This is a genomic window from Falsirhodobacter halotolerans, assembly GCF_022899245.1.
Classification (GTDB): domain Bacteria; phylum Pseudomonadota; class Alphaproteobacteria; order Rhodobacterales; family Rhodobacteraceae; genus Falsirhodobacter; species Falsirhodobacter halotolerans.
The window spans coordinates 1,856,007-1,877,893 of sequence record NZ_JALJAZ010000001.1; the positions used below are offsets into that span (position 1 = coordinate 1,856,007).

Sequence of the window (21,887 nt, forward strand, 5' to 3'; positions counted from 1 at the left end):
GCCGGATCTCGACGTCCCGATGCCCGCCGCTCGCCCTCAGATGGGATCAGGGTGATGATTGAATGACATCTTTAAGCTCTCAGCACCAATGAATTGGTCGCGCTGGAGCCGACCGTGCCGTCGCGTTTGGGACAATCCAGACGTTCGCGCCGCCCTACCTAGTTCAGACTTTGGCATGAACCACGGCGACCGGGTCCATCATCTGGGTTTCGACCGACACGGAAAGCGTCTTTCCCTCCACTGGCGCTACGTGAGCCAGAACCGCACCACGCGCGGTTTCCGAGATATTCAGAAGCACGTGATCCTCGCGGCCCGGACGTGTCCGGAACAGGATGACGACGAAGCCCCTGAAACCCTCTATATCGCGGCCGATGCGATAATCTTCGCGGATCGCGGAACGTGTTTTGATCGCCTCGACCGGCAGATCCTCAAGCGCGCACAAAGCGGCATGAACGGCACCGGTGATCGTCGCCGGGTCACCCCATTCCGCGATGTTGCCCGAATACTCGATGATGACGTGAGGCATCAGTTTTTCCTTATAGATGATTTCGTATCGTATCTTTCCCGGCAGCAATCCCGGACGCGCCATGCACCAAATGCGCCAGCATATCGACTAATCTATTCTCGCCCTGTGCAAGCCTCACAAGGTAGGTCGGACACTCAGCCAAATTCCGGGGCAATTCGTAGCTGTGCAGTGTTTTGGACGCCCCTGAACTTTCAAAGTAACTCTTCGGAAGAACGGCCTGTCCCATGCCGGCACGCAAGCATCCTGCAATCGCATCCAGTGAACCGAACTCGTGAATGACCGGCGTGATCCCCGCATGCTCGAACATCCGCTCCGCCTGTTCGCGATAAGTGCATCCAGTCCGAAACGCCAAGAGGGGATACGCTTCGAGATCGTCCGCATGCAATGGATCGGCGGATGCCGTCGGTCGAACGAGCTGGAGGGTTTCCTCGAAGACAGGCTCCGATGCGAACACCCCTTCCATCGGACGCGCCACGAAGGCGCAGTCGATCTCGCGTCGCAGCATCATGTCTTTCAGGATACCCGTGCTGCCAACCGTCAGAGAAAGTCGTAAGTCGGGACATTCGCGTCCCAACTGCAGAAGAACGGGAGGAAGACGGCGTGCGGCCGTGGTCTCCATCGCCCCGATCCTAAGGGTGCCGGCTACCTTTCCTTGATACCGCAAATCCGCCACTGCGAGATCATGCAAGCGCAGGATTTCGCGTGCCCGCCTTTCCAATCTGGTCCCATCGGGCGTGGCCCGGATAGTGCCTGCTCGCTCGATCAGCTTGCAGCCGAGTTCAGTCTCCAGCTTCCGGACGTGAGCCGTCATGTTCGACTGCACGGTGTTCAGGATGGCTGCGGCATCCTGAAAACTTCTCTGATCCAAGATCGTGACGAAGGCCCTGAGGGACTTGATATTCATGGGGGAAAATCACCAAAAGTGATGCAGTAATGCGCGTTAAAGCATTTCTATTCGCTGTTTTGAGCTGGCACAATCACTTCCATAGAAAGCGGAGGCATCATGCTGCGGTCAGTGCTCATCTTTGCAATCAGCGCGATGTTCCTTGGGCTAGGGCTCGGGCGTTTCGCCTTCAGCCCCCTTATTCCGGAACTGGTCGGAAACGGCTGGCTCGATGTGGGTGCTGCTCAGACGGTTGGAGCGGCAAATCTTGTCGGATATCTTGCCGGTGCGGTTCTTGCCAAGCCCTTCCTGCGGCTGACGAATGAGCGCACCTTGTGCGTGATGTCGGGTGCCCTTGTCTTCCTGTCTTACGATCTGCTCATTCTGCCTTTCGGGGTCGGATGGTTCTGGCTCATGCGTTTCCTCGCCGGTGTGGGCGGTGCGCTGCTGATGGTCGTGGCGACCGCCGCAGCCGGCCGTCAGCTCGCCGTGCTGGACCGCGGGCAGTTTCAGCCCATGGTGTTCGTAGGCATAGGTCTTGGCGCCTTGTTCGCCGCGATCTGCCTGCCGCAGGTGCTGGTCTACGGGATCGAGGTCAGTATCGTCGCCTTGATGGCCTTTTCCGGTGTGGCGCTTGCCGCCCTTTGGTGGAGCAGTGGGTTTCTGCACCGGAACATCGTGCCGCGATCGGCATCCGTAGGACAGGTTTCCCGCACAAGGTGGAGCGTCTAAATCATCCTTCTGGCATATGGCTGCGATGCTTTGGGGTTCGTGATGCACACGGTCTACCTGCCGGACATGCTCCGTCGAGCCTATGGGCATACAGAGGGACAAGTCGGCCTGAGCTGGGCAATGTTCGGCATCGGCGCCTGCCTCAGCCCCGTCTTCGTCATGCTTGTCCGTCGCGTCTTGTCAGTTTCCAATGCCTTGTGGATCGCGTTTGTCCTGAAGGCATTTGGGGTCGCGCTAGTATTCTTCGCACCAGACCCTCTCGCGGCCAGCATTTCGCTGTTCATCGTGGGAATTCTGACCCCGGGCATCGTCATGCTCACGTCGGGTGCCTTGTCCACGGCGGCACCGCCTGAGCGCTATCTTGCCCTATGGGCCGGGGGGACTGCACTTTTCGCGCTCTGCCAGATGATGAGCGGCATGTTCATCGCGGCGACATCGGCGCAGGGTTACGAGACTGCCTTGATTCTCTCGGTCATCGTTCTCGGGACGGGCGCCGTCCTCGCCTTCACCTCCGCACTTCTCCTACGAAAAGAGGCTTCACGATGAAGATCTACCTCAACGGCACCTCCCCCTTCGCCCGTCTGGTGCGGGCAACTGCTCTGGAACTGGATCTGAAGCCGATTGAATTGGAATGGGTCGATCCATGGTCGGATCAACCCGGACTGCTGGCTGTAAATCCCCTGAGCCGCGTTCCCGCCCTGCAGGAGGAGGACGGCACCGTCCTGACCGAGACGTTGCTGATCGTGCGGCACTTGATCGAAAGCGCGGGGCACGATGCTGAGCTTCGGGCGGAGGACATGCGCACGATTTCCGAACTCGGAGTTGCATACGGGATGATGGAACTGGCGTTCGCTTTCACCATCCACAAGAAGCATTGTGGTGATGCGGGCACCACGCTGCAAGACCGACGCCGGACATCACTTGGACGCGGCTTGCATGCCATGGAAACCGCTGTTGCCGAGGATTCACGATGGAGCTTGTCGCGCCTCTGTTTGTGGATCACCCTCGACTACATTCGTTTCCGCGACGTTACGGACTTTAGAGCAGATCGCTATCCCGCACTCACCGCGCTCTTTGCGGCCCACAAGGATCGTTTTGCTCTTCAGAAAACTTCCTTCGCCTGAGCCGGGTTACAATCTTCTCAGGTCAGCCCTTGATACCGGGGCTGCCGCCATGCTGAGTAGCCTACCGCAAGCAGAATGGATGCTGGCCGACCGGGGCTATGATGCCGACTGGTTCAGAGATGCTTTGAAAGACAAGGGGATAAGGGCATGCATCCCCGGTCGGAAGGGCAGGAAGAAAGTCATCAGGCACGACAAACGCCGCTACAAGCGCCGCAACCGTATCGAGATCATGTTCGGCAGGCTCAAAGATTGGCGGCAGGTTGCGACCAGATACGACAGGTGCCCAATCGTCTTCCTCTCGGCCATAGCACTCGCCGCAACAGTCCCCTTCTGGCTCAAAAGTTAATGAGTCTGGAGCCTAGCACGCTTCGGAACAGGCGGCGGGGGTCCGGTCATCGACGTGTCGGGCGGCATCACCGTGTAAGGGTGATCCGAGCGGCGGCGGGCGGTGCGGATCGTTCTTGCACCGCAGCGCTCGGCAGTCGGATGGACTTTTCACTCTGCAGCGGGGTGAAGCGCGTAGCCCCGCACGTTCCTGATGAACCACCGCATTAGCTTCACCTTCCCTTGCTTACCTTCCGGTATGTATAACACCAAAAGGTATGTTCTTTCTTTGTCGATTGTTTACACCTAGTTTCGGGTTCTAGCGAAACTCGAATGGAGCACACCGGTGAATAAGCCTGCAGGTCGCGGACCCAATATTCCGATATGGGAAAAAAGCCTTCCCACGATCGTGGCCGAAACATGGTTCACGGTCACGCACGATATGACGGCCCTCGGCGGGATGAGCGAACGGGTCATTCTTGAAGGGCCAAGGTTCGATAAGCATGGCAACCTGATTTTCGTGGACTGCATGACCGGTCGTGTCTTGCAGCTCTCGCCAGACCGTAAGTTGACGGTCGTTGTTGCCGAAAACACCGCAGGAGCCGCGGGCATCGATTTCGACAAAGGCGGTCGTATCGTTGTTGCCGGGTTCACAACTATTCATAGCGGCGGCACGGTGTTCGCAGTTGAGCCCGACGGTTCAAACATGCAGATCATTATCGATCCGCGGGCCGGCCATGTCCCGGATGACCTCGTCTACGACAAGCATGGTGGCTTCTACTTCACCGATATGCAGGGCAACAATGCCAACCCAACGGGTGGGGTTTTCTATGTCGCCCCAGACCTGAAGACGGTCACATCTATTCTCCCGAACCTCTCCCTGCCAAACGGGATCGGGCTCAGCCCAGATGAAAAGATCTTGTGGGCCACCGAGACCGGAAAAGGGTTGCTCCATCGCATCGAACTCGCCGGGCCGACGACCGTCGCCGACTATGGGCTGACGATCGCCTACAGGTTCACAGGCGCGAAGGTGGATTCTTTGCGCACGGACGTAGATGGCAATGTCTATGTCGCACTTTACACCGAAGGGCGCGTGCTCGTGTTTGACTCGCGTGGTGTCCCGATCGCACAGGTGTTGATCCCAGAGCGGGAGCAGGGTGAGTTTCTCGGGACCACCAGTCTCGCGATCCATCCTGACACCGGTGAACTCTTCATCACGACGAACGATGATAAAGGGGGCAGCGCCGCGATTTACCGCGCTGAAGCGATCAGCGAGAAGGTCCTCGGGGCCGCATCTTGATCGTCGGACGATCAGTTAGGAACGATCGCACCCGGGTTGAGCCCTAACTTCCCCCGTCTTAAGGCTGGAGCTAAAGCTCGGTTCAATGACCATAACTGGTTTGCTGGCACGAGCCGGCTTGCCGATTGCCCCGGTTTTCATCTGAGCTCTGGTTCAAGCGTTGCAGTGCGAGGTAATGGTCAAAGCGCTACCGCGATGGACCTCGTTCGATCCATCGCGGCTATCCAACGGTTCGCACCCCAGACCCTGAACTGTTGCCGCACGACCGCATCAGACGCGGCATCAGACCTGCTGCGGCGTTCCCCCGCTCATTTTGCATTTAAGAAAGGCCCAATTGATCAACATCTCAATGGAGGGCCCAAGCGCGCGACCAAGCTCGGTCAGGGCATATTCTACCTTCGGGGGAACCTGAGGATAGGCCGTCCGCTCTACGATCCCGTCCTTCTCCAGCTCCTTCAGCTGCTGGATCAGCATCTTCTGGTTCACGCCCACGACCCGCTTCTCAAGCTCCGAAAAGCGCACCGGCGCCTTGGCCGCGAAAAGCTGGACGATGATGACGATCTTCCACTTCCCTTCCAGCACCCGCAGCGTCTCGCATGTCGCCGTCGCCCAGAACAGTTGCTGTTCAGGATCTCCGTTCCGCCAATCCCGTTTCATCTAGCTTACCTTTTCGTGTGCATTACACCAAAAGGTGTGTTCTTGCGATGGGCACTAGCTACCGCTATTTTCGGGTCAATGCAAATACTCGGTGAGACGCGCGTTCAGTCACCATCTCGTTTGTTCCGAGAACGACGACGTCGTGCCGATGAAATGAAAGATTGATGTGATGAAGACTGTGCGGTGGACGTCCGGGGATAAGCCAGGCCTCGAGTTGCACGACGAGGCCATGCCGAGCCCGGGTCCGCATGAGGTTGTGGTCAGGGTCCACGCAATGTCCCTGAACTTTCGCGACCAGGCGATCCTCGATGGAGCCTATGGCGGCCCGACCAAGCCCAATGGCGTGCCTTTGTCGGACGGGGCCGGAGAGGTGATTGCGGTCGGTCGGAGCGTCAAACGTGCCAAGGTTGGCGACCGCGTATCGGCGTCGTGCTGTCAGCACTGGATCGGCGGCCCCAACCGTCCGGAATATCATGACGACAGCTTGGGAATGACGACGGACGGGTGGCTCGCTGAAACCATTCTGCTGCACGAGAACGCCATCGTGCATCTGCCTGACTACCTGTCATATGCAGAAGCGGCGTCTTTGCCCTGCGCCGCCGTCACGGCCTGGACCGGTCTGAACCTATCGTCGCCCCTGCAAGCGGGTGAGACGGTGCTGGTGCAGGGCACCGGCGGCGTGGCACTCTTCTCGCTGCAGATCGCGAAGATGTTCGGCGCGAAGGTCTATGCGATCACATCGTCGGATGAGAAGGCGGAGCGCCTTGAGGCATTGGGTGCCGCAGCGGTCGTCAACTACCGGTCTCATCCGGCTTGGGACCAAGAGATCCTGACCCTCACGGACGGACGTGGCGTCGATAAGACCATCGACATTGCGGGCGAAAAGACGATCGTGCAGTCGGCTTCTGCGACACGAAACGGGGGCGACATCTCGCTGGTCGGATTCACCAGCGGGTTTGGGGGCGGGCTGCCGCCGATCAACATCCTCGCCAAGTCGCTGCGCGTCGCCGGCACGTCGATCGGATCACGGGCGAGTTTTGAGGCGCTGCTGCGTGCCATGGCTTTGCACGAGGTGCATCCCGTCCTCGATCAAGTCTTCCCGTTCGAGGACTACGAGGCCGCCTATCAGCGCCTCAAGAGCGGCAATCATGTCGGCAAGGTCATCATCGAGGGCCCGCCTGCACGATGATACCATTGTCCATTCTGGAACTGGGGCGCGTTCATCAGGGATCCGATCGTCGTGCGGCGCTTGATGATGCACGGGCTCTTGCCCAGCATGCCGAACGCCTGGGGTTCCAACGCATCTGGGTCGCCGAGCACCACAACTCGCCGGCGGTCACCACCGCGGCGACGTCCGTCGTAGTGGCGCATATCGCCGCTGGCACGACAACGATCCGTGTTGGTGCGGGTGGCATCATGCTGCCCAATCATGCCCCCTACGTCATCGCGGAACAGTTCGGAACGCTGGAAACCCTTCACCCTGGCCGTATCGACCTAGGGCTTGGCCGCGCCCCTGGCACCGACCAGATGACCTTGCGGGCGCTACGGCGGGATCCCGGCAGCGCAGAAAACTTCCCTCAGGACGTTCAGGAGTTGCAGGCGTTTCTCGCCCCCAAGGGTGATGCGCAGCGGATCGAGGCGGTCCCTGGCTCTGGGACCAACGTGCCACTGTGGATCCTGGGATCAAGTTTATTCGGAGCGCGTCTCGCCGCCGCGCTTGGCCTTCCCTATGCCTTCGGGTCCCAGTTTTCGCCCCAAGCGCTGCATCAGGCTCTGGACGTCTACAGAGCCAATTTCCGGCCTTCGGAGCAGCTGCAGCGCCCCTACGCGATGATCGGGGTCAATGTGATCGCCGCGGAAACGGACGCCGAGGCCCGCATGCTGGCAACGTCTCAGCAGATGACCTTTGCCGACATGTTCCGGGGCATGCCGAGCCTCCTCAAGCCACCCGTGGATGATATCGAGACCTACTGGACGCCGCAGGAGAAAGCGCAAACCCAGCAGATGCTGAGCTGCAGCGTGGTGGGAAGCGCTGAGACGATTCGAGATGGGCTGCACCAGCTTGTCGACGTCACCAAGGCCGACGAGCTGATGATCGTCGCCGACATCTTCGACTTCAGTCGGCGCGTGCGTTCGCTCGAGATAACAGCCCAGGCGGCCAACTAACCAAGGACATTCATAATGTATGAGCAAATCACGCAGTTCACAAAAATGCTTCGCACTCTTTCCCGTCTACTGGATAAGGCGCAAGAGCATGCCGAGGCGAACAAAGTTGAGCCAGAAATTCTCCTGAACGCGCGTCTTGCGCCGGATATGCTGCCACTCACAAGCCAGGTTCAGTGGGCATGTGAAATGGCAAGGCTTGTTGCGTCAGTCTTAAGCGGTAAAGAGGTCCCGGTGTTTGACAACACCGAGAAAACGATCCCGGAGCTTAAAGCGCTCATCCAAACGACGATCGCGTATGTCATGTCGATGAAAGAAGCCGATTTTGCCGGCTGGGAAGAACGTATCGTGGCGCCTCCTGGCTGGTCCGGCGCCTTCCTCGGGAAAGATTACCTCCACCAGCACGGCGTCCCGAACTTCTATTTCCACATGGTCACGGCCTACGACATCTTGCGCCACAAGGGCGTTCGCATCGGAAAGATGGACTACATTGGGCAGCTACCGTTCCTTAGGTAAAGATCAAGAGCTTTTAGGCGCTGACCGAATGTCTGCTCTGCTTGCATGACGGAAAAGCACACCGGGAGTTCTCGCCCCATTCCGCCCGTTAACGTTCCTTGGACATGTAGAGCATTTGAAGCGCGCCGGTGATATGTGTTTACCGGCGCTGCCAAATGACCGCTCGACCCCGTGTATAGCGTCCGTGCGGACGGTCCAAATGAAACTCCCCGACGCGGACATACCGCACTCCACCCATTCAATATGAGAGCTCCCGCGATGACATCCGTAGCCACCTCGCATGGCGCAAGTCCCAGATCGTTCAGGAAGGAGGCGTTGATACTGGGATTGGTGTCACTCGCAGGCCCCCTTGCGATGAACATGTATGTTCCCGCCTTTCCCGAGATGGCCAGGGCGCTCGAAACGACCAGTGCCGCAATCCAACTCAGTCTGACGAGCTATCTGGCGGCGCTCGCAGTCGGACAGAACATCTTTGGTCCGGTCTCCGACAGGTTCGGAAGAAAGCCCGCACTCTACGCGGGACTGCTTCTCTTCGTCGTCGCATCGATAGGGGCGAGCCTGGCCGTCGCCGTCGAGCAGTTGATCGTATGGCGATTCCTGCAAGGTATCGGGGCTTGCGCCGCCATGGCCGTGCCGCGGGCGCTGATCAGAGACCGCTATACTGGATCAACGGCCGCGCGGATGATGTCGCTGATGGTCCTCGTCATCTCGATTGGCCCTCTTATGTCGCCGATGGCGGGCACGGCTCTCGTCGGGATCTACGGATGGACATCGATCTTCTGGTTCCTGACCGCCGCGGGCGTGCTCGCACTAACGCTCGTCGTCACACAGATTCCGGAAACGCTGCCGGTGGCCAGACGTGTCTCAGGAATGGCCACCCTGCGGAGCTATGGCTTGCTTCTGCTGGATCGCAGTTTCATCTGCGCCGCTTTGATGATCGGCTTCGCTCAGGCCACGTTCTTCGCATATGTCTCGGGGTCACCGTTCGTCTTCATGACAATCCATGAACTGACACCTTTGGAATTCAGCATCGTCTTCGGCTTTGCTGCCGTCGTGTGGGCCGGTTCGGCACAGTTGTCCGGACCGCTCATGGACCGGTTCGGAGCCTTACGCCTGCTCGGTTGCTGCGTCAGCGCAAATGCTGTTTTTACATCTGCTCTTCTCGTCGCGGGGCTTCTCGACCTTGGTGGCATGCTTATGCTTATCCTTGGTGTTGCCATGGTCTTCGCCTCATTGGGCATCCTGGTGCCCGTTGGCACCGTCACGGCCCTCCACGCACACGGCGCTGCCGCAGGCTCTGCCTCCGCTATCTTGGGAACGGCAGGTTTCGCGGCCGGGGCCCTCGCAAGCATCGTGGTGGCGGCAACCGCAGACGGCACCGATCTTCCAATGCTCGGAACCATGACTGCCTGTGCGCTGCTCTCAGCCGCAGCGGCGAGCGTCGCTTTGAAAGCCCGTCCAACCGATGACGGGTGACAAATGCTCAACAAGGTTTGGCCTAAGAGACGTGTATTAATGATTGTCGGCTTCAGCAGAATAGCGCAGAGCGAATGTTGCCTTTGCACCCTGAGCTCCGATGCGGCTCGGTCGCGCTGGCGACGACCGTGCCGTCGAGTTTGGGACAGAGCAAACTCTCGCCACCTTCATGCCCTACGGTGCAATGTTACGTCTTGACGGAGTCCGTGCATAATGGCCCCTGGGATATGGAGCCCTATGAGAGCAACCATCACCCAAGCCAGCTCGCCATGTGCGATGTTTCCGAGCTTGACCATCCATGCGACTTCCTCCCCCGTCTCAGGCACGATGGTCAGCCCGCGGTGGATCCACCTCTTGCCGCTGCCATAGGCGCGCAAAAGCGCAAGCGCCGGTATCACTACCAGAAGCGCACGCAGAGTGTGATGGACAAGCCGCGCTGCCCTATTCGAGGCCGCAGGAGGGCGCACCAGTCTCAGCAGCGCCAGCGGAAGCACGATCAACCCAACCATGCCATGCGATGGCCCGAGGGATGCGATCTTATCCAGAAATGGGGAGGTGAACCGCGCCGGGTTTGCCGGAGGCTCCACAGACGGTGCGAGATACGGCGATCCTCAGAACATATCTATGCGCTGACTCATTATTATCGGCATTATGAACCGTCCCCGCATCCTATGCAGATCAGGAGATGGACAGGATAAAGGGCCTTTTTGGCCTCAACGAGTGGCGAAGGCGCGCTTCCACATCTGCCAGAACGGCAGGATCAGCATTAAAAGGGCGATTGCCAGCATCACGGCCGAGATGGGCCGCGTCAGGAAAGTTGTCCAGTCGCCCTGCTCAGCGATCAGCGCCGCCCGCAAGGATTTCTCGGCAATGGGCGTGAGGATGAAGCCGATCACCACGGGCGCGATCGGAATTCGCAAGCCGCGCAACAGGATGCCGACCAGCCCGAATGCGAACATCACGCCCACGTCGAACATTCGATTGTTCAGCGCAAAGGTTCCAAGAACGCAGAACAGAAGCAGGATGGGCACGAGATACGCCTTGGGCACATCGACAATCCGCGCCAGCCAGCGGATCGACGCAAGCATCAACAGCAACATGATCACGTTGGCGATGAACATCGCGGACATGAAGCCATAGACGATCTCAGGGTTGCTTTGGAACAGCAGTGGTCCGGGCCGCAAGTCATGCAGCGTCAGCGCGGCGATCAGGATGACGTCGATGATCGATCCTGGAATTCCCATGGTGATCATGGGGATGAGCGCGCCGCCTATGGTGGCATTGTTGGCCGTTTCTGACGCGATGACGCCATCGTCAATGCCAGTGCCGAATTTTTCAGGATGCTTGGAAAGGTTGCGGGCCGTCGTGTAGGATACGATTGACCCGACCGATCCGCCGATACCCGGCAGGATGCCGATGGCCGTGCCGATCACCGATGACCGCAGCAGGTTGCCCCAATGGCGGAAGAAGTCGCGCAGCGGCAGGGCGGCACGTTTGGCCTGCAGGCGGATACGCTCGGCCGGGCCACGGGTTCCCGCGTCCAGCAAAAGCTGGCTGACCGCGAAGATCCCTGCCAGAACCGCCATCATGTTGAACCCGCCAACCATGCCTGGAAGACCGAAATCCAGACGCAGTTGCCCGGTCACCGGGTCCAATCCTGGCAAGGCCAAAAGCATTCCAAGCGCGGCACCGATCAGCGCCTTGACCGTAGATCCCTCGCTCATGCTCGCGATCAGGACCAGCGCCACGAGAACGAGCGAAAAGAACTCGTGCGGGCCGATCATCAAGGCTAGCCCCACGAGCGTTGTCTTCGCTACGTTTGAGGCATAAAGGCCTCATGGCGGCAGATAGTTGACGACTTCTAGCGACATACTGTCGCTTAACGCACCGAGCGGGGTTATGCCGCATATGCCAAGGATGAATCTCCCTTAGGGCACATGCTCAAGGTGTAGCGTTATGTGGCTTGGATCGACAGACCACAGAAGTCGAGATCTGCGTCGGAACCATCAAAAGACATGATGCTATCGGTGCCGTGGGCTGGATGAAAATCGGGAGGGATCAGCTGATATCCAAATTCTGATCGCAATTTAAGTCCAATTTTTAGATACGGCACTTCGCCTTCAAAGTTGATAGCTGGGCTGGCATACGCCATTCCGCGACCTCATCCCAAAGTATGATGCCGCCCGATCGGAAGCATCATCGGTCGCCCGGACACAGGATCGCGGAGGATTTGACTGTCCAACCCAAACACATTCCGCACCATGTCTTGCGTCAGAACGGTGTCAGCGTTGCCTTGGCCGTATATGCGCCCTCCTGCCATCGCTACCAGAAGATCGGCATAGCGCGCGGCAAGGTTCAGGTCGTGCAGGACCATCACGATGGTCGTGCCGTGCCGGCGGTTGAGGTCGGTCAGAAGGTCCAGAACCTCGACCTGATGCGCGATATCGAGGAAGGTCGTCGGCTCGTCCAGAAGCAACAGGTCGGTTTCCTGCGCCAGCGCCATCGCGATCCAGACCCGCTGACGCTGGCCACCGGACAGCTCGTCCACCGCGCGATGGGCAAGTTCTGTGGTCCGTGTCGCATCCAAGGCGGAGGCGACGGCGTCATCATCCTTTGCGCCCCATCGGCCAAGCATTCCTTGATGGGGATGTCGCCCCCGGCTGACCAGATCAACCACTGTGATGCCGTCCGGAGCGATGGGCGATTGCGGTAGCAGCCCCATCTTACGCGCAACGATGCGCGGCTTCTGTGCGTGGATGGACTTGCCGTCCAACAGCACCTGCCCTGCTATCGGCCTCAGCAGGCGCGACAGGGTGCGCAGCAGGGTGGATTTGCCGCAGGCGTTGGCGCCGACGATCGCCGTGACCTTGCCCGGCGGCACCGCCAGGTCAAGATCGGAAAAGATTGTCGTGCCAGCATACCCCGCGGATACGCCCTCGGCGGCCAGTGAATGAACGTTCATGCGCGCCCTCCGCCATGGGTTCGGATGATGAGGTAGATGAGATATGGAGCCCCCAGCGCCGCAGTCACCACACCCACCGGGTAGCGCGCGGGCAAAAGGAACTGCCCAACATGATCGCCCGCAAGCACCAAGGTCGCACCGACCAGTCCGGCCGGAATCAGGGAGGATCCGCTGTGGCCGGTCAATCGCACCGCTATCGGGGCCGAAAGGAACGCCACGAACAGGATCGGCCCCGTCGCCGCCGTCGCCACGGCGATCAACCCGACCGAGGCGATCATGACAACGATACGCGTCCTTGTGATCGGTGTGCCGAGCGCCGCCGCCATGTCGTCGCCCAGCGTCAGCACCTCCAGATCCTTTGCGCGGACCAGAAGCGCGCCGCCGAAGATCACCAGCGCCGCAAGAACCGGGAGCGCCTGATCCATCTGCGCCGCGTTCACGCTGCCCGACATCCATCGCATCGCCTCCTGCATGTCCCATGCCGGGGCCTGCGACAGGACATAGGAGATAAAGCTTTCCAGCATCGCAGCCACCCCAATCCCGACCAGGATCAGCCGGGTCCCCGAGATCCCGCCGCGCCATGAAAGCCCGAAGATCGTAAGCGCGACCCCAAGCCCCGCCACGATCGCGAACACCGATACACCCGCGCCGTCCAGCCCCAGAACGACGATCCCAAAGACAGCGGCGGCGCTGGCCCCGAGGTTGATGCCGATGATGTCCGGGCTGGCCAACGGATTGCGCAGCATCGTCTGGAAGGCGGCACCGCCCATGCCAAAGCTCATCCCCGCCAGCACGGCAAGAACGGCGCGTGGAAGGCGAAGCTGACCGACGGTGAAGCTTGCGCCCGGAACCTCCTCACCCATCAAGACACGCAACACCTGAAGCGGTGGGGTGAAGGACTGTCCCGAAGATAGCGCAAAAGCAAACAGGGCGAGGAGAACCGCCGAAAGGAAGCCAAGAACGGTTGTCCTGCGGATGCGGCGCGCGCGGCGGTCCGCCCGCACGGCAGAAAGGGCAATGGTGGTCAAAGCTCGCGCACCCTTTGCCTGCGGACGATCCAGATGAAGAAAGGCGCTCCGAGAAAGGCGGTCACGATGCCGACTTCCAGCTCGGACGGGCGGGCAACAATGCGGCCCAGAACATCCGCCGCTGTCAGAAGACCGGCCCCGATCAGCGCTGAAAAAGGCAGGATCCAGCGATGATCCACCCCGACCAGCAACCGGCACAGATGCGGCACGACCAGCCCGACGAACCCGATCGGCCCGCAGGCCGCCGTCGTGGCACCGCACAGCACGATCGCCGCCAAAGCGGACACGCCTCGCGCCAGTGCGACACGCTCACCCAGACCGGCGGCAAGCTCGTCCCCCATGGCAAGCGCATTGAGCTTGCGGGCCGAGAGCAGCGCCATCACGAAGCCTGCGATCAGAAAGGGCAGGACAAGGCGGATCGTGTCGAACGTCGCACCCCCGACGCCACCGATCTGCCACGACCGGATGCCTCCCGCAATGTCAGCGCGGGGCAAGACGATCGCGATCACGAGGGAGGTGAACGCGATCGACGTCGCCACCCCGGCCAACGTCAGCTTGAGCGGCGTGGCCCCACCGCGCCCCAGCGAGCCGATGGCATAAACGAAGACCGCCGTCGCACCGGCCCCAAGGATCGCCGTCCAGACGAAGGCCTGCGCTGAGACGATCCCGAACCACGCGACCCCGATTGCAATTGCCAGAGAGGCGCCGGTATTCACCCCGAGAAGTCCGGGTTCGGCCAGCGGATTGCGCGTGACACCCTGCATCACCGCGCCCGAAAGACCAAGCGCGGCCCCCGCAAGCACCGCAAGCAGTGTCCGCGGCAAACGCGTTGCGACCGCGGCCTGACCTATGCTGTCAACCTGGCCCTGCAGCGCCGCAAACACATCCCCCAGGGACACGGCCCGCGTGCCGATGCGGATGGAGAGCAGTGCCAGAAAGATCAGCAGGCCAAACACGCCGATCAGCCACAGCAGGCGCGGGGCGGACGTCATGGCTTTATGGCATCCGCCAGCAGGTCGACATAATCGTCCAGCACATAGGAGATCGACAGCGGCGTCGGATTGGCGGCAGTCCCCAGCGGGTCGCGCCCCAGCATCACAATAGCGTCGTTGACCACCGCCGGCATCCGCGCAACGAGAGGATTGGCCTTCATCGCTTCCAGCAGAATGTTGTTGCCATATGTCACGACAATATCCACGTCGTCAAACGCGTCGATCTGCTCGGCGCTGATGCTGCCGGAAAAGTTACCCGGCTGCGTTGCTGCGATCACGCTCGCGGGGGACTCAAGACCCAGATCGGCGAAGAATTTCACGCGGGTGTCATTGCTGGAATAGAAATTCACCACGCTCAGGTTCGCTGGATCCAGATGGGTGACGAACATCGCGGTCTTGCCCGTGAGTTCGGGGCGACGGGCAACAGATTGCGCAATGTCCCCCTCGATCTGTGCGACCAGATCCTCCCCTTCGTCCGACATGCCCAGACCGGCACTGTTGGTTTGGATCGTCTCGCGCCAGTCGGTTCCCCACGCCGTTTCGGGAAAGGCAACGACCGGAGCGATCTGGCTTAGAATGTCATATTCCGCACGTGTCAGCCCGGAATAGGCCGCGAGGATCACGTCCGGCTGCACCGACGCGACGCCCTCGAAATCGATCCCGTCACCTTCGTCGAACAGGACGGGCGTTTCGGCACCCAGTTCCGCCAGACGCGCCTCAACCCACGGAAGCACGCCGTCGCCGTCGTCATCGCCGAAATTGACTGCGGCCATACCCACCGGCACGATACCGAGCGCCAATGGCACCTCCTGATTGCCCCACGACACCGTGGCCACGCGAACGGGACGTTCGGAAATCGTGGTCGAACCGAACGCATGGTCAAGGGTGATCGGGAACACGTCCGCTGCCGCAGCGGGAAGCGCGAGAGCCACACACATTGTCATGGCGGCCCCCAGAAAAAGCGGACAAACGGCGAGCGCCATGGCGATTTCCTCAATTTTCCAAACATTCGGGTTCGGCATCGGCCGATCCATTGGCGGCGAAGATCGCACATAATGAAAAAAGTTAAAGCGCTTTCCGACAAAAAACGTTGGAATTAAATGCGAATGGCGTTAGCTGGGCCGCGACCCCGACTGGCGCCGGACGGGGCAAACGATTTCCAAGCCAGCCATCCCGCGTCTTTCCCGGGCCAGCCAGCGCACAACGAAGAAACCTGGTGGGACACTGATCATGGCACATAGCCGCCGCGGCACTTGCCGTTACACAACCGCATTCCTTATGGGCTGCACCGCAGCGATAGCGTCGCCGTCTTTCGCGCAGGACGCAGGAGAAAACGTTATCCGTCTGTCTCCGATCATCGTCACGGCCACGTCGGATGACGATGTCAATTCCGTCGTCGCGACCGAATTGTGGACGGGAGGCAAGGTCGCGACAAGCGTTCTGGACACACCTGCCTCGGTTTCTGTCATCACCGAAAAGGAGATGCGCGATCGCCGCGCCACCACCTTGGAAGAAGTGCTGAGCTATTCTTCCGGCATCCATACCGACTACTTCGGCAACGACGACCGCAACGAATACATCCTTGTCCGGGGGTTCCAGGCGACCACCTATCGCGATGGTCTCACCCTCGGCTCCATGCGCAGCGCGCGCGAGGAACCCTATGCTTACGAGCGGGTCGAGGTCATCCGGGGTGGCAACTCCACCTTGTTCGGAACTTCCGATCCGGGTGGGACGATCAACTTCGTGACCAAGACGCCGCGATTTAAACGCTTTGGTGAAGTCTACGGCGCTGTCGGTTCGCCGCGAAACAATGAGGTCGGGCTGGATTTCGGTGATGTGTTGAACGCCGACGAGACGCTGGCCTATCGCTTTACCGCGAAGGTTCAGGACGGCGAGCGTGACTACGACTATTCCCGAAATGACAACCAGTTCTTCATGGGCGGTCTGACATGGCAGCCCCGTTCCACCACCAAGCTGAGTGTCATCGCCGATTACCTGAACCGCGACAACACACCCAACGGCGGCGGTTATCCTAAGGATCGCGAATATGATCGCGACGACTTCTTCGGCGAGCCTGACTTCAACTATCAGAACGTCGAGCGCACCAGCCTGACGGGTTTGTTCGAGCATGATTTCGAGAACGGACTGACCCTGCGCGCCAATCTGCGATACAGCGATCTGAAAAGCGATTTCGGATATGTCTATCTGTCGGACACGCCGACCCGTGTCGGAACCGAGGTGGACCGTTACTATTTCGGCGGGGACAACTCGGCTGAGGAAGTGATCGGCAACGTCATCCTGCAATACGACCGCCGGTTAGAAGGTTTTGACAGCAGCACGCTGGCCGGTGTCGAATTCCGTGACGCTACGACCTCGTCCGCGCCCTTCTATGGACTTTATTCACCCATTGATGTGGCGAACCCGATCTATTCCGGCGCGCCGGGCGACGTGGCGGCACCATATGAACTTCGTGACAACGACTATCGGACGCAGTCGCTGTTCGTGCAACAGAACCTGTCGTTCAACGATCAGATCATCGCGACTTTGGGGCTTCGTCACGATCGGCTGGACATAGAAGAGACGTTGAACGGCACCACGACACGCGACGATTTCGCCGAGACGTCGGCACGCGGCGCATTGACCTATAAAATCACGCCTGAAGTGTCGGCCTATGCAAGCTATGTCGAATCCGTGGCGCCGCCCGGTGTCGGAGTGGAGCCGGAGCGCGGAGAGCAATACGAGATCGGCGTGAAATACCAGCCCTACGGTATGAACGCTCTGTTCTCGGCCTCGATCTACGATCTGCGCAAGAACAACGTCACCGTCGCCGTGACGCAGGACGATGGCACCATCACACGCGAGCTGGTGGGCGAACAGCAGGTGCGCGGTCTCGATCTTGAGGCGAAGGCCGAACTTACCGACAGCTTCGACATGATCGCGTCCTATTCCTACATGAAGTCTGAGGTCCTGCGCTCCGGTCCCATTCGCGGCGCAGATGTCGAGGGCAACGAATTCGGCGACACACCGCGTCACATCGCATCGCTGTGGGGCAACTATACCCTTGAGGGTAATGCAGACCGCGGCGACATGACCTTTGGACTGGGCGCGCGTTATATCGGGTCGTATTATTTCGGGATTGCCAATGATACGGGCAAGGCGAAGTCCGCTGTCACTCTCGATGCGGCCTTCACCTATGCGCTTCAGGAAAACACCAACCTTGCGGTCAACGTCAGCAACGTTCTGAACGAGCAGCATGTCGTTGGCAGCGGCACGGCAGACTACTACAACCCGGGTCGTGCGGTTGCTTTAACCTTGCGTCGGACTTGGTAATCAGACATTCGCGCCACCCCACTTTGGCGGGTGGCGCGGGTGTGATCGTGTCCGATAACGGCACGGAGTTGACCTCCAATGCAATCCTGCGGTGGTGTGCCGAGAACAGGATCGAACGGTATTACATTGCGCCTGGCAAGCCAATGCAGAACGGCTTTGTCGAAAGCTTCAATGGACGGATGCGCGACGAATTCCTTAACGAAACCTTGTTCCGCGACTTGGCTCATGCTCGCGAGCTGGTCACGGCTTGGGCGATTGCTCAACCCATGCCAATCGGCGTAAATGACCAACGAACTCAGGTCGCGCTGGATGAAAGTTCAGTGGCAGGTCACTGCGCCCAAGAAACGCGGCTATAAAACTTCGGCTTCCCGTTTACGTTGATCTTGGTCAGGACGTCATTCGGCACTTCATAGCGTTTTGCGATTTCGTCGAACACCTGTTTGGGTTAGGCCTGTCCTGCCAGATCCCGAAAAACCTCAAGAACGGACGCAAAATAACTGACAAACTGTGGCACACCGTCAATTTTTTGCTCTGACAGACTCATCAGATACCTCAACTGCACATGTTTTTCGCATGGCATCTGAACTTGTCGGATCATGCAAGATGGTCATCACGAGGGGCGAAGACAAACGTGCAGAGCGTTAAGCTTGAGTCGGCCAGCGGTTTGGCAGAATGAACGAAACAAGGTATGTATTTGGAACATGCGCCCATCCCTCGATGAGCGTTATTCCATCATCAGATATGACGACCGAGTGGTTCGGGTAGATTTTCGACCGTTCACCTCAGCGAACGTCGGATAAGGGGCTTTCGCGTCACCACGCCTCACCGAGATCCCGGGCCACCTCGTCATGATCAGGATCGAACGGAGACGAGACGACCTTGCTGATAATCTCGTCCCGTAGTCTGGCCTGTTCGCTCCGGATGATGGCGTCCATCTGGTCGTTTCGTCCGATGAGGGGGAACCCGGTCTCTTCGGCGATACGGGCGGCCGTGCGCAGAAGCAGCTCATCCCCGCGGATGTTGAGGCCCGTCCATCCTTTCGCCTGAGCCTGAGCGATGACAACATGAACAGCGTCTTCGGTGGCCCCGGTCATATGGATGCGTTCCCCGATATCGCGCAATCCCGCGCCATCCGTCAGGACGATACGCCGACCCGGAACGTCGACTTCCACAAGGATCGCACGCAAATCCTCGGGCAAGGTATCCTTTCCGTAGAGCCTTTCCCAAGCCCGGGACTGCGGCGACCGAAAGGCGTGTTTCTTGTAGGACGGCCACGCTTCTCTGGAACGCCCCATCGGCCCCGCCGGACCGACATCTCCGTTGCCGGGGGTTGGTGCGGTGGCAACGCGTGGCGGTGCGCTGATGCCCTCGTTATGGCCGGCGGGTCCTATTTGCGCCGGATGGGGTGCGCCGAAGACGGAAACTTCATCATGCACACCAACAGTGGGTCCAGCGGGATGCTGTATCGTGAGCGGTGTGTCGGGGATGTTCACTGACGTCGCGCCATCGTCGAGGTGGTCGGGGTCTGCGTCCGGCATGCCTTGCCTCTTGGTTTTTGCCGGCGCGGCCGCGTCGTTCGATGCCGCGGCGCAGGGGTTTTCGGTCGGCAGGGCATCCGGCGTCAATCTCTGATCCTGTTCGGGCGAAGCGGGGCGATCTGCAGGCGCGGTGGCGCCGACATCGGCGTCCAGCGGTGCCATCTTCGCCAGCTCATCGCGGATGATTGCATCCATGTCGGCATCGCGACCGCCCACCGCCATGCCCTCGGCCACCGCCAGCCGGACCGCCTCGCGCAGAAATAGCTCATCCCCGCGGATTGACAGACCCGACCATCCTTTGGCCCGCGCCTGCGCGATCATCACGAGGATGGTCGCCGTCGTGCTATCCTCGGCGACGAGGCGCGTGTCGCGATCACGGATGCAGGATCCGTCCTGCAGCCAGACCGTCCGTGTTCTCGAGTCAACATAACGCAGCAGTCCGGCCAGATCGTCGGACAGAACCTTCGGACCATAGAGGTCCTGCCAAGCCCAACGACGAACCTGCGCGCGCCATGCCGCGCGCGCGCGATCCGCATCCGTCTGGCCGGGAGAGACGGCTTCCGGGTCATCCTGGTCCAGAGGACACCGACCGAACGTCGTGTCCTCGATCTCCACCGTATTCTCATCAGTGAGCGCGGCGTCCGGTCCATCAACATCCCGATCCTCCCAGCCGAACCGCGTCCTCTGTTCCGCAGCCCGCGCTTCACGAAGACGCTTCAGATCACCCTTGGCCCGACGCATGTCACGCCGCGGGGCCAGGTCATCCCGCCCGAACCACCCCACGCTCTCCAGCCAGTCGACCGATGTGAAGCGCTGATCGAAGAGATCCCCCCGCAGGCGGATGGGCTTTCCAAAGGTGATCGGGGTCACCTCATGTGGGCCGGGACGAACAGGCATTTTCACCGAGATATAATCTTTCCCGACCCTGTTGATCTGGGCCCCCTGCTCCTCCAACCAAAGGATCACATCATCGCGGCAGGTAATCCGCTTGGCCTTTAGTTCCGCCTTGGGCTTTTTGTCGTCGGTAGCTTCACCTGGTGCAGTCATCTCCCGCACGATCAACTCGTCGATGTCCCAAGTGATCTCCTCCCGAATATCAAACTCGGGATCAGAATCGATGTTACGGCACCGCGCGCTGATCACGGATCCGGGGAGCTTCAGCGATCGCCTCCGCCCGGGGTGCAACGGATCCACCCAGCCGGTCCGCATGTTCCAGCTGTCCCGGAAGGCATCCCACAGATCCTCATGCGCCTTGCCGGGCGGTTTGGGGTTGATTGCCTTCAACTTTCCTTTTGGCGTCATCACGGCCCGGGGGAAGAGGACATTCAGTTCCAGCCGCCCTTTGTCGGTATGCGCAATCCACAGCGTGGCGGGGCGCATCTCCTCCGGGATGCCGGCAAACGCGGTATCCTCGAAGTCCTGCATCACTTCTTCGCAAAGGGCACGAACGCCCGGATCCCCGATCTCGAAGGCCGCGACATCAATATCATCCCGGTCGAAGGCGATGACCGCCGATGTATAGCGATGTTTGAACGGCAGGGCCGTGCAGGTCCGCTGGACAAGGGCGCAATTGCCCGAGAGATGGATCGGCGCCCGCGCACGTCGCGTGGGCACCATATCCCCCGTATCGCTGTCCGGCTTGAGGACGGTCTCCCCCATGAGATAGTCGATCGCCCGGCGGGCGTCGGGATCATTATTGGCGGCCCCGGTGTGCTTCAGGAACTTGATCAGCATCAGCCTGCCTCCGTTTCCGGAGGCAGCGGATCGCACAAGCGTTCAAGGGCCAGACGGGCCGTCAGGACCTCGGCGGCGAGGGCCGCCGCATCCGCGTTGTTCCGGTAGTTGTCCGCATGGCGGGCGATCTGGTTCAGGTTGTTACCAATCCGTGCAAGCTGGGCATTCCGTTCCCGTTCGATGTCGGCATCGACGGACGTCGTAACGTTCGCGCCCAGGATAAGCGACCGGACAAACGCAGCCTCCGAAAGATTGGCCGCCGTGGCGTTCATCGTAAGAACCGCCCGCACATCTGGCGACATCCGCATCTCGAATTTGGGGCTCGGGCCGGCGGACGGCTTCTTACGGGGCTTCAGTTGAGCTTCGGGGATGGGGTGCGCGTCGGACATCATGAGTCTCCTTCGCCTCCCCATTCATCCCACGTCGGCGAAAAAACCTAATGGAAAAATAGCGCGGCAGCGCGAGACTGGCCGGACGCGGACGCCCTCCCGGCGTGAGGGATGTGCGGTGGACGGGTGCGATGATCATGACCCTCACGGCCCGAGTGCTGCGGTGGGTGGGTGCCTGTCCGGGTTCGACAAGGGTTACCTGAAAAAGTGCGG

18 protein-coding genes and 3 pseudogenes are annotated in these 21,887 nt (G+C 60.1%); 10 read left to right on the forward strand and 11 right to left on the reverse strand.

Features of this window, described 5'->3' with window-relative positions; all coding sequences use genetic code 11:
- Positions 1-163 precede the first annotated feature (163 nt).
- Complete coding sequence (locus tag MU449_RS09670; protein ID WP_244737822.1) at positions 164-526, reverse strand: 5-carboxymethyl-2-hydroxymuconate Delta-isomerase; 363 nt, start codon at positions 524-526, stop codon at positions 164-166.
- A gap of 10 nt (positions 527-536) precedes the next feature.
- Positions 537-1,430 (reverse strand): LysR family transcriptional regulator, encoded by an 894-nt coding sequence (locus tag MU449_RS09675; protein ID WP_244737823.1) that lies wholly within the window; start codon positions 1,428-1,430, stop codon positions 537-539.
- A gap of 135 nt (positions 1,431-1,565) precedes the next feature.
- Between MU449_RS09675 and MU449_RS09680 the strand changes: the two are divergent.
- From MU449_RS09680 to MU449_RS09695, 4 genes and pseudogenes are all read left to right on the forward strand, one after another.
- Positions 1,566-2,687, forward strand: a pseudogene (locus MU449_RS09680) (YbfB/YjiJ family MFS transporter).
- Positions 2,684-3,265, forward strand: coding sequence for a glutathione S-transferase family protein (locus tag MU449_RS09685; RefSeq protein ID WP_244737824.1), 582 nt, complete (start codon positions 2,684-2,686; stop codon positions 3,263-3,265). The pseudogene MU449_RS09680 and the gene MU449_RS09685 overlap by 4 nt, the downstream one beginning before the upstream one ends.
- A gap of 34 nt (positions 3,266-3,299) precedes the next feature.
- Positions 3,300-3,611, forward strand: a pseudogene (locus MU449_RS09690) (transposase); the annotation flags it as partial.
- A 324-nt stretch (positions 3,612-3,935) separates the two neighbouring features.
- The gene (locus MU449_RS09695) at positions 3,936-4,889 is read left to right on the forward strand and encodes an SMP-30/gluconolactonase/LRE family protein (RefSeq protein WP_244737825.1); all 954 of its coding nucleotides are present in this window, start codon (positions 3,936-3,938) and stop codon (positions 4,887-4,889) included.
- A gap of 282 nt (positions 4,890-5,171) precedes the next feature.
- Here MU449_RS09695 and MU449_RS09700 read toward each other — a convergent pair whose 3' ends face one another.
- Entirely contained in the window at positions 5,172-5,546 is a 375-nt protein-coding gene (locus tag MU449_RS09700; RefSeq protein WP_244737826.1) for a winged helix-turn-helix transcriptional regulator, read from the reverse strand.
- A gap of 229 nt (positions 5,547-5,775) precedes the next feature.
- Between MU449_RS09700 and MU449_RS09705 the strand changes: the two genes are divergently transcribed.
- The 4 genes from MU449_RS09705 to MU449_RS09720 all read left to right on the forward strand — a co-directional run bounded on the left by MU449_RS09705 (position 5,776) and on the right by MU449_RS09720 (position 9,701).
- Positions 5,776-6,735 carry a zinc-dependent alcohol dehydrogenase family protein gene (locus MU449_RS09705; RefSeq protein ID WP_280517749.1) on the forward strand — a complete coding sequence of 320 codons (960 nt, stop codon included), beginning with the start codon at positions 5,776-5,778 and terminating at the stop codon, positions 6,733-6,735.
- A complete protein-coding gene (locus tag MU449_RS09710; protein WP_244737828.1) occupies positions 6,732-7,712 on the forward strand; it encodes an LLM class flavin-dependent oxidoreductase in 981 nt (326 codons plus the stop codon). The genes MU449_RS09705 and MU449_RS09710 overlap by 4 nt, the downstream gene beginning before the upstream one ends.
- A gap of 15 nt (positions 7,713-7,727) precedes the next feature.
- A complete protein-coding gene (locus tag MU449_RS09715) occupies positions 7,728-8,225 on the forward strand; it encodes a DUF1993 domain-containing protein (protein WP_244737829.1) in 498 nt (165 codons plus the stop codon).
- A gap of 258 nt (positions 8,226-8,483) precedes the next feature.
- Positions 8,484-9,701 (forward strand): multidrug effflux MFS transporter, encoded by a 1,218-nt coding sequence (locus tag MU449_RS09720; protein WP_280517649.1) that lies wholly within the window; start codon positions 8,484-8,486, stop codon positions 9,699-9,701.
- Positions 9,702-10,414: 713 nt separating this feature from the next.
- Here the strand turns inward: MU449_RS09720 and MU449_RS09725 are convergent.
- The 6 genes from MU449_RS09725 to MU449_RS09750 all read right to left on the reverse strand — a co-directional run bounded on the left by MU449_RS09725 (position 10,415) and on the right by MU449_RS09750 (position 15,627).
- Positions 10,415-11,500 carry a tripartite tricarboxylate transporter permease gene (locus MU449_RS09725; RefSeq protein ID WP_342345652.1) on the reverse strand — a complete coding sequence of 362 codons (1,086 nt, stop codon included), beginning with the start codon at positions 11,498-11,500 and terminating at the stop codon, positions 10,415-10,417.
- A gap of 155 nt (positions 11,501-11,655) precedes the next feature.
- Entirely contained in the window at positions 11,656-11,853 is a 198-nt protein-coding gene (locus MU449_RS09730) for a hypothetical protein (protein ID WP_244737832.1), read from the reverse strand.
- 9 nt (positions 11,854-11,862) lie between these two features.
- Complete coding sequence (locus MU449_RS09735; RefSeq protein WP_244737833.1) at positions 11,863-12,663, reverse strand: ABC transporter ATP-binding protein; 801 nt, start codon at positions 12,661-12,663, stop codon at positions 11,863-11,865.
- The gene (locus MU449_RS09740) at positions 12,660-13,691 is read right to left on the reverse strand and encodes a FecCD family ABC transporter permease (RefSeq protein ID WP_244737834.1); all 1,032 of its coding nucleotides are present in this window, start codon (positions 13,689-13,691) and stop codon (positions 12,660-12,662) included. The genes MU449_RS09735 and MU449_RS09740 overlap by 4 nt, the downstream gene beginning before the upstream one ends.
- The gene (locus MU449_RS09745) at positions 13,688-14,683 is read right to left on the reverse strand and encodes a FecCD family ABC transporter permease (RefSeq protein WP_244737835.1); all 996 of its coding nucleotides are present in this window, start codon (positions 14,681-14,683) and stop codon (positions 13,688-13,690) included. Before MU449_RS09745 ends, MU449_RS09740 begins: the two co-directional genes overlap by 4 nt.
- Entirely contained in the window at positions 14,680-15,627 is a 948-nt protein-coding gene (locus MU449_RS09750) for an iron-siderophore ABC transporter substrate-binding protein (RefSeq protein WP_244739021.1), read from the reverse strand. Before MU449_RS09750 ends, MU449_RS09745 begins: the two co-directional genes overlap by 4 nt.
- A 286-nt stretch (positions 15,628-15,913) precedes the next feature.
- Between MU449_RS09750 and MU449_RS09755 the strand changes: the two genes are divergently transcribed.
- Positions 15,914-18,013 carry a TonB-dependent siderophore receptor gene (locus MU449_RS09755; RefSeq protein WP_244737837.1) on the forward strand — a complete coding sequence of 700 codons (2,100 nt, stop codon included), beginning with the start codon at positions 15,914-15,916 and terminating at the stop codon, positions 18,011-18,013.
- A 29-nt stretch (positions 18,014-18,042) separates the two neighbouring features.
- Positions 18,043-18,369 (forward strand): annotated as a pseudogene (locus MU449_RS15940) (transposase family protein); the annotation flags it as partial.
- 456 nt (positions 18,370-18,825) lie between these two features.
- On the opposite strand, the gene MU449_RS09765 reads toward MU449_RS15940, so the two are convergent.
- Positions 18,826-21,285: an LPD7 domain-containing protein gene (locus tag MU449_RS09765; RefSeq protein WP_244737838.1), complete on the reverse strand. Its 2,460-nt coding sequence runs from the start codon at positions 21,283-21,285 to the stop codon at positions 18,826-18,828.
- The gene (locus MU449_RS09770; protein WP_244737840.1) at positions 21,285-21,677 is read right to left on the reverse strand and encodes a plasmid mobilization protein; all 393 of its coding nucleotides are present in this window, start codon (positions 21,675-21,677) and stop codon (positions 21,285-21,287) included. Before MU449_RS09770 ends, MU449_RS09765 begins: the two co-directional genes overlap by 1 nt.
- Positions 21,678-21,887: the final 210 nt, after the last annotated feature.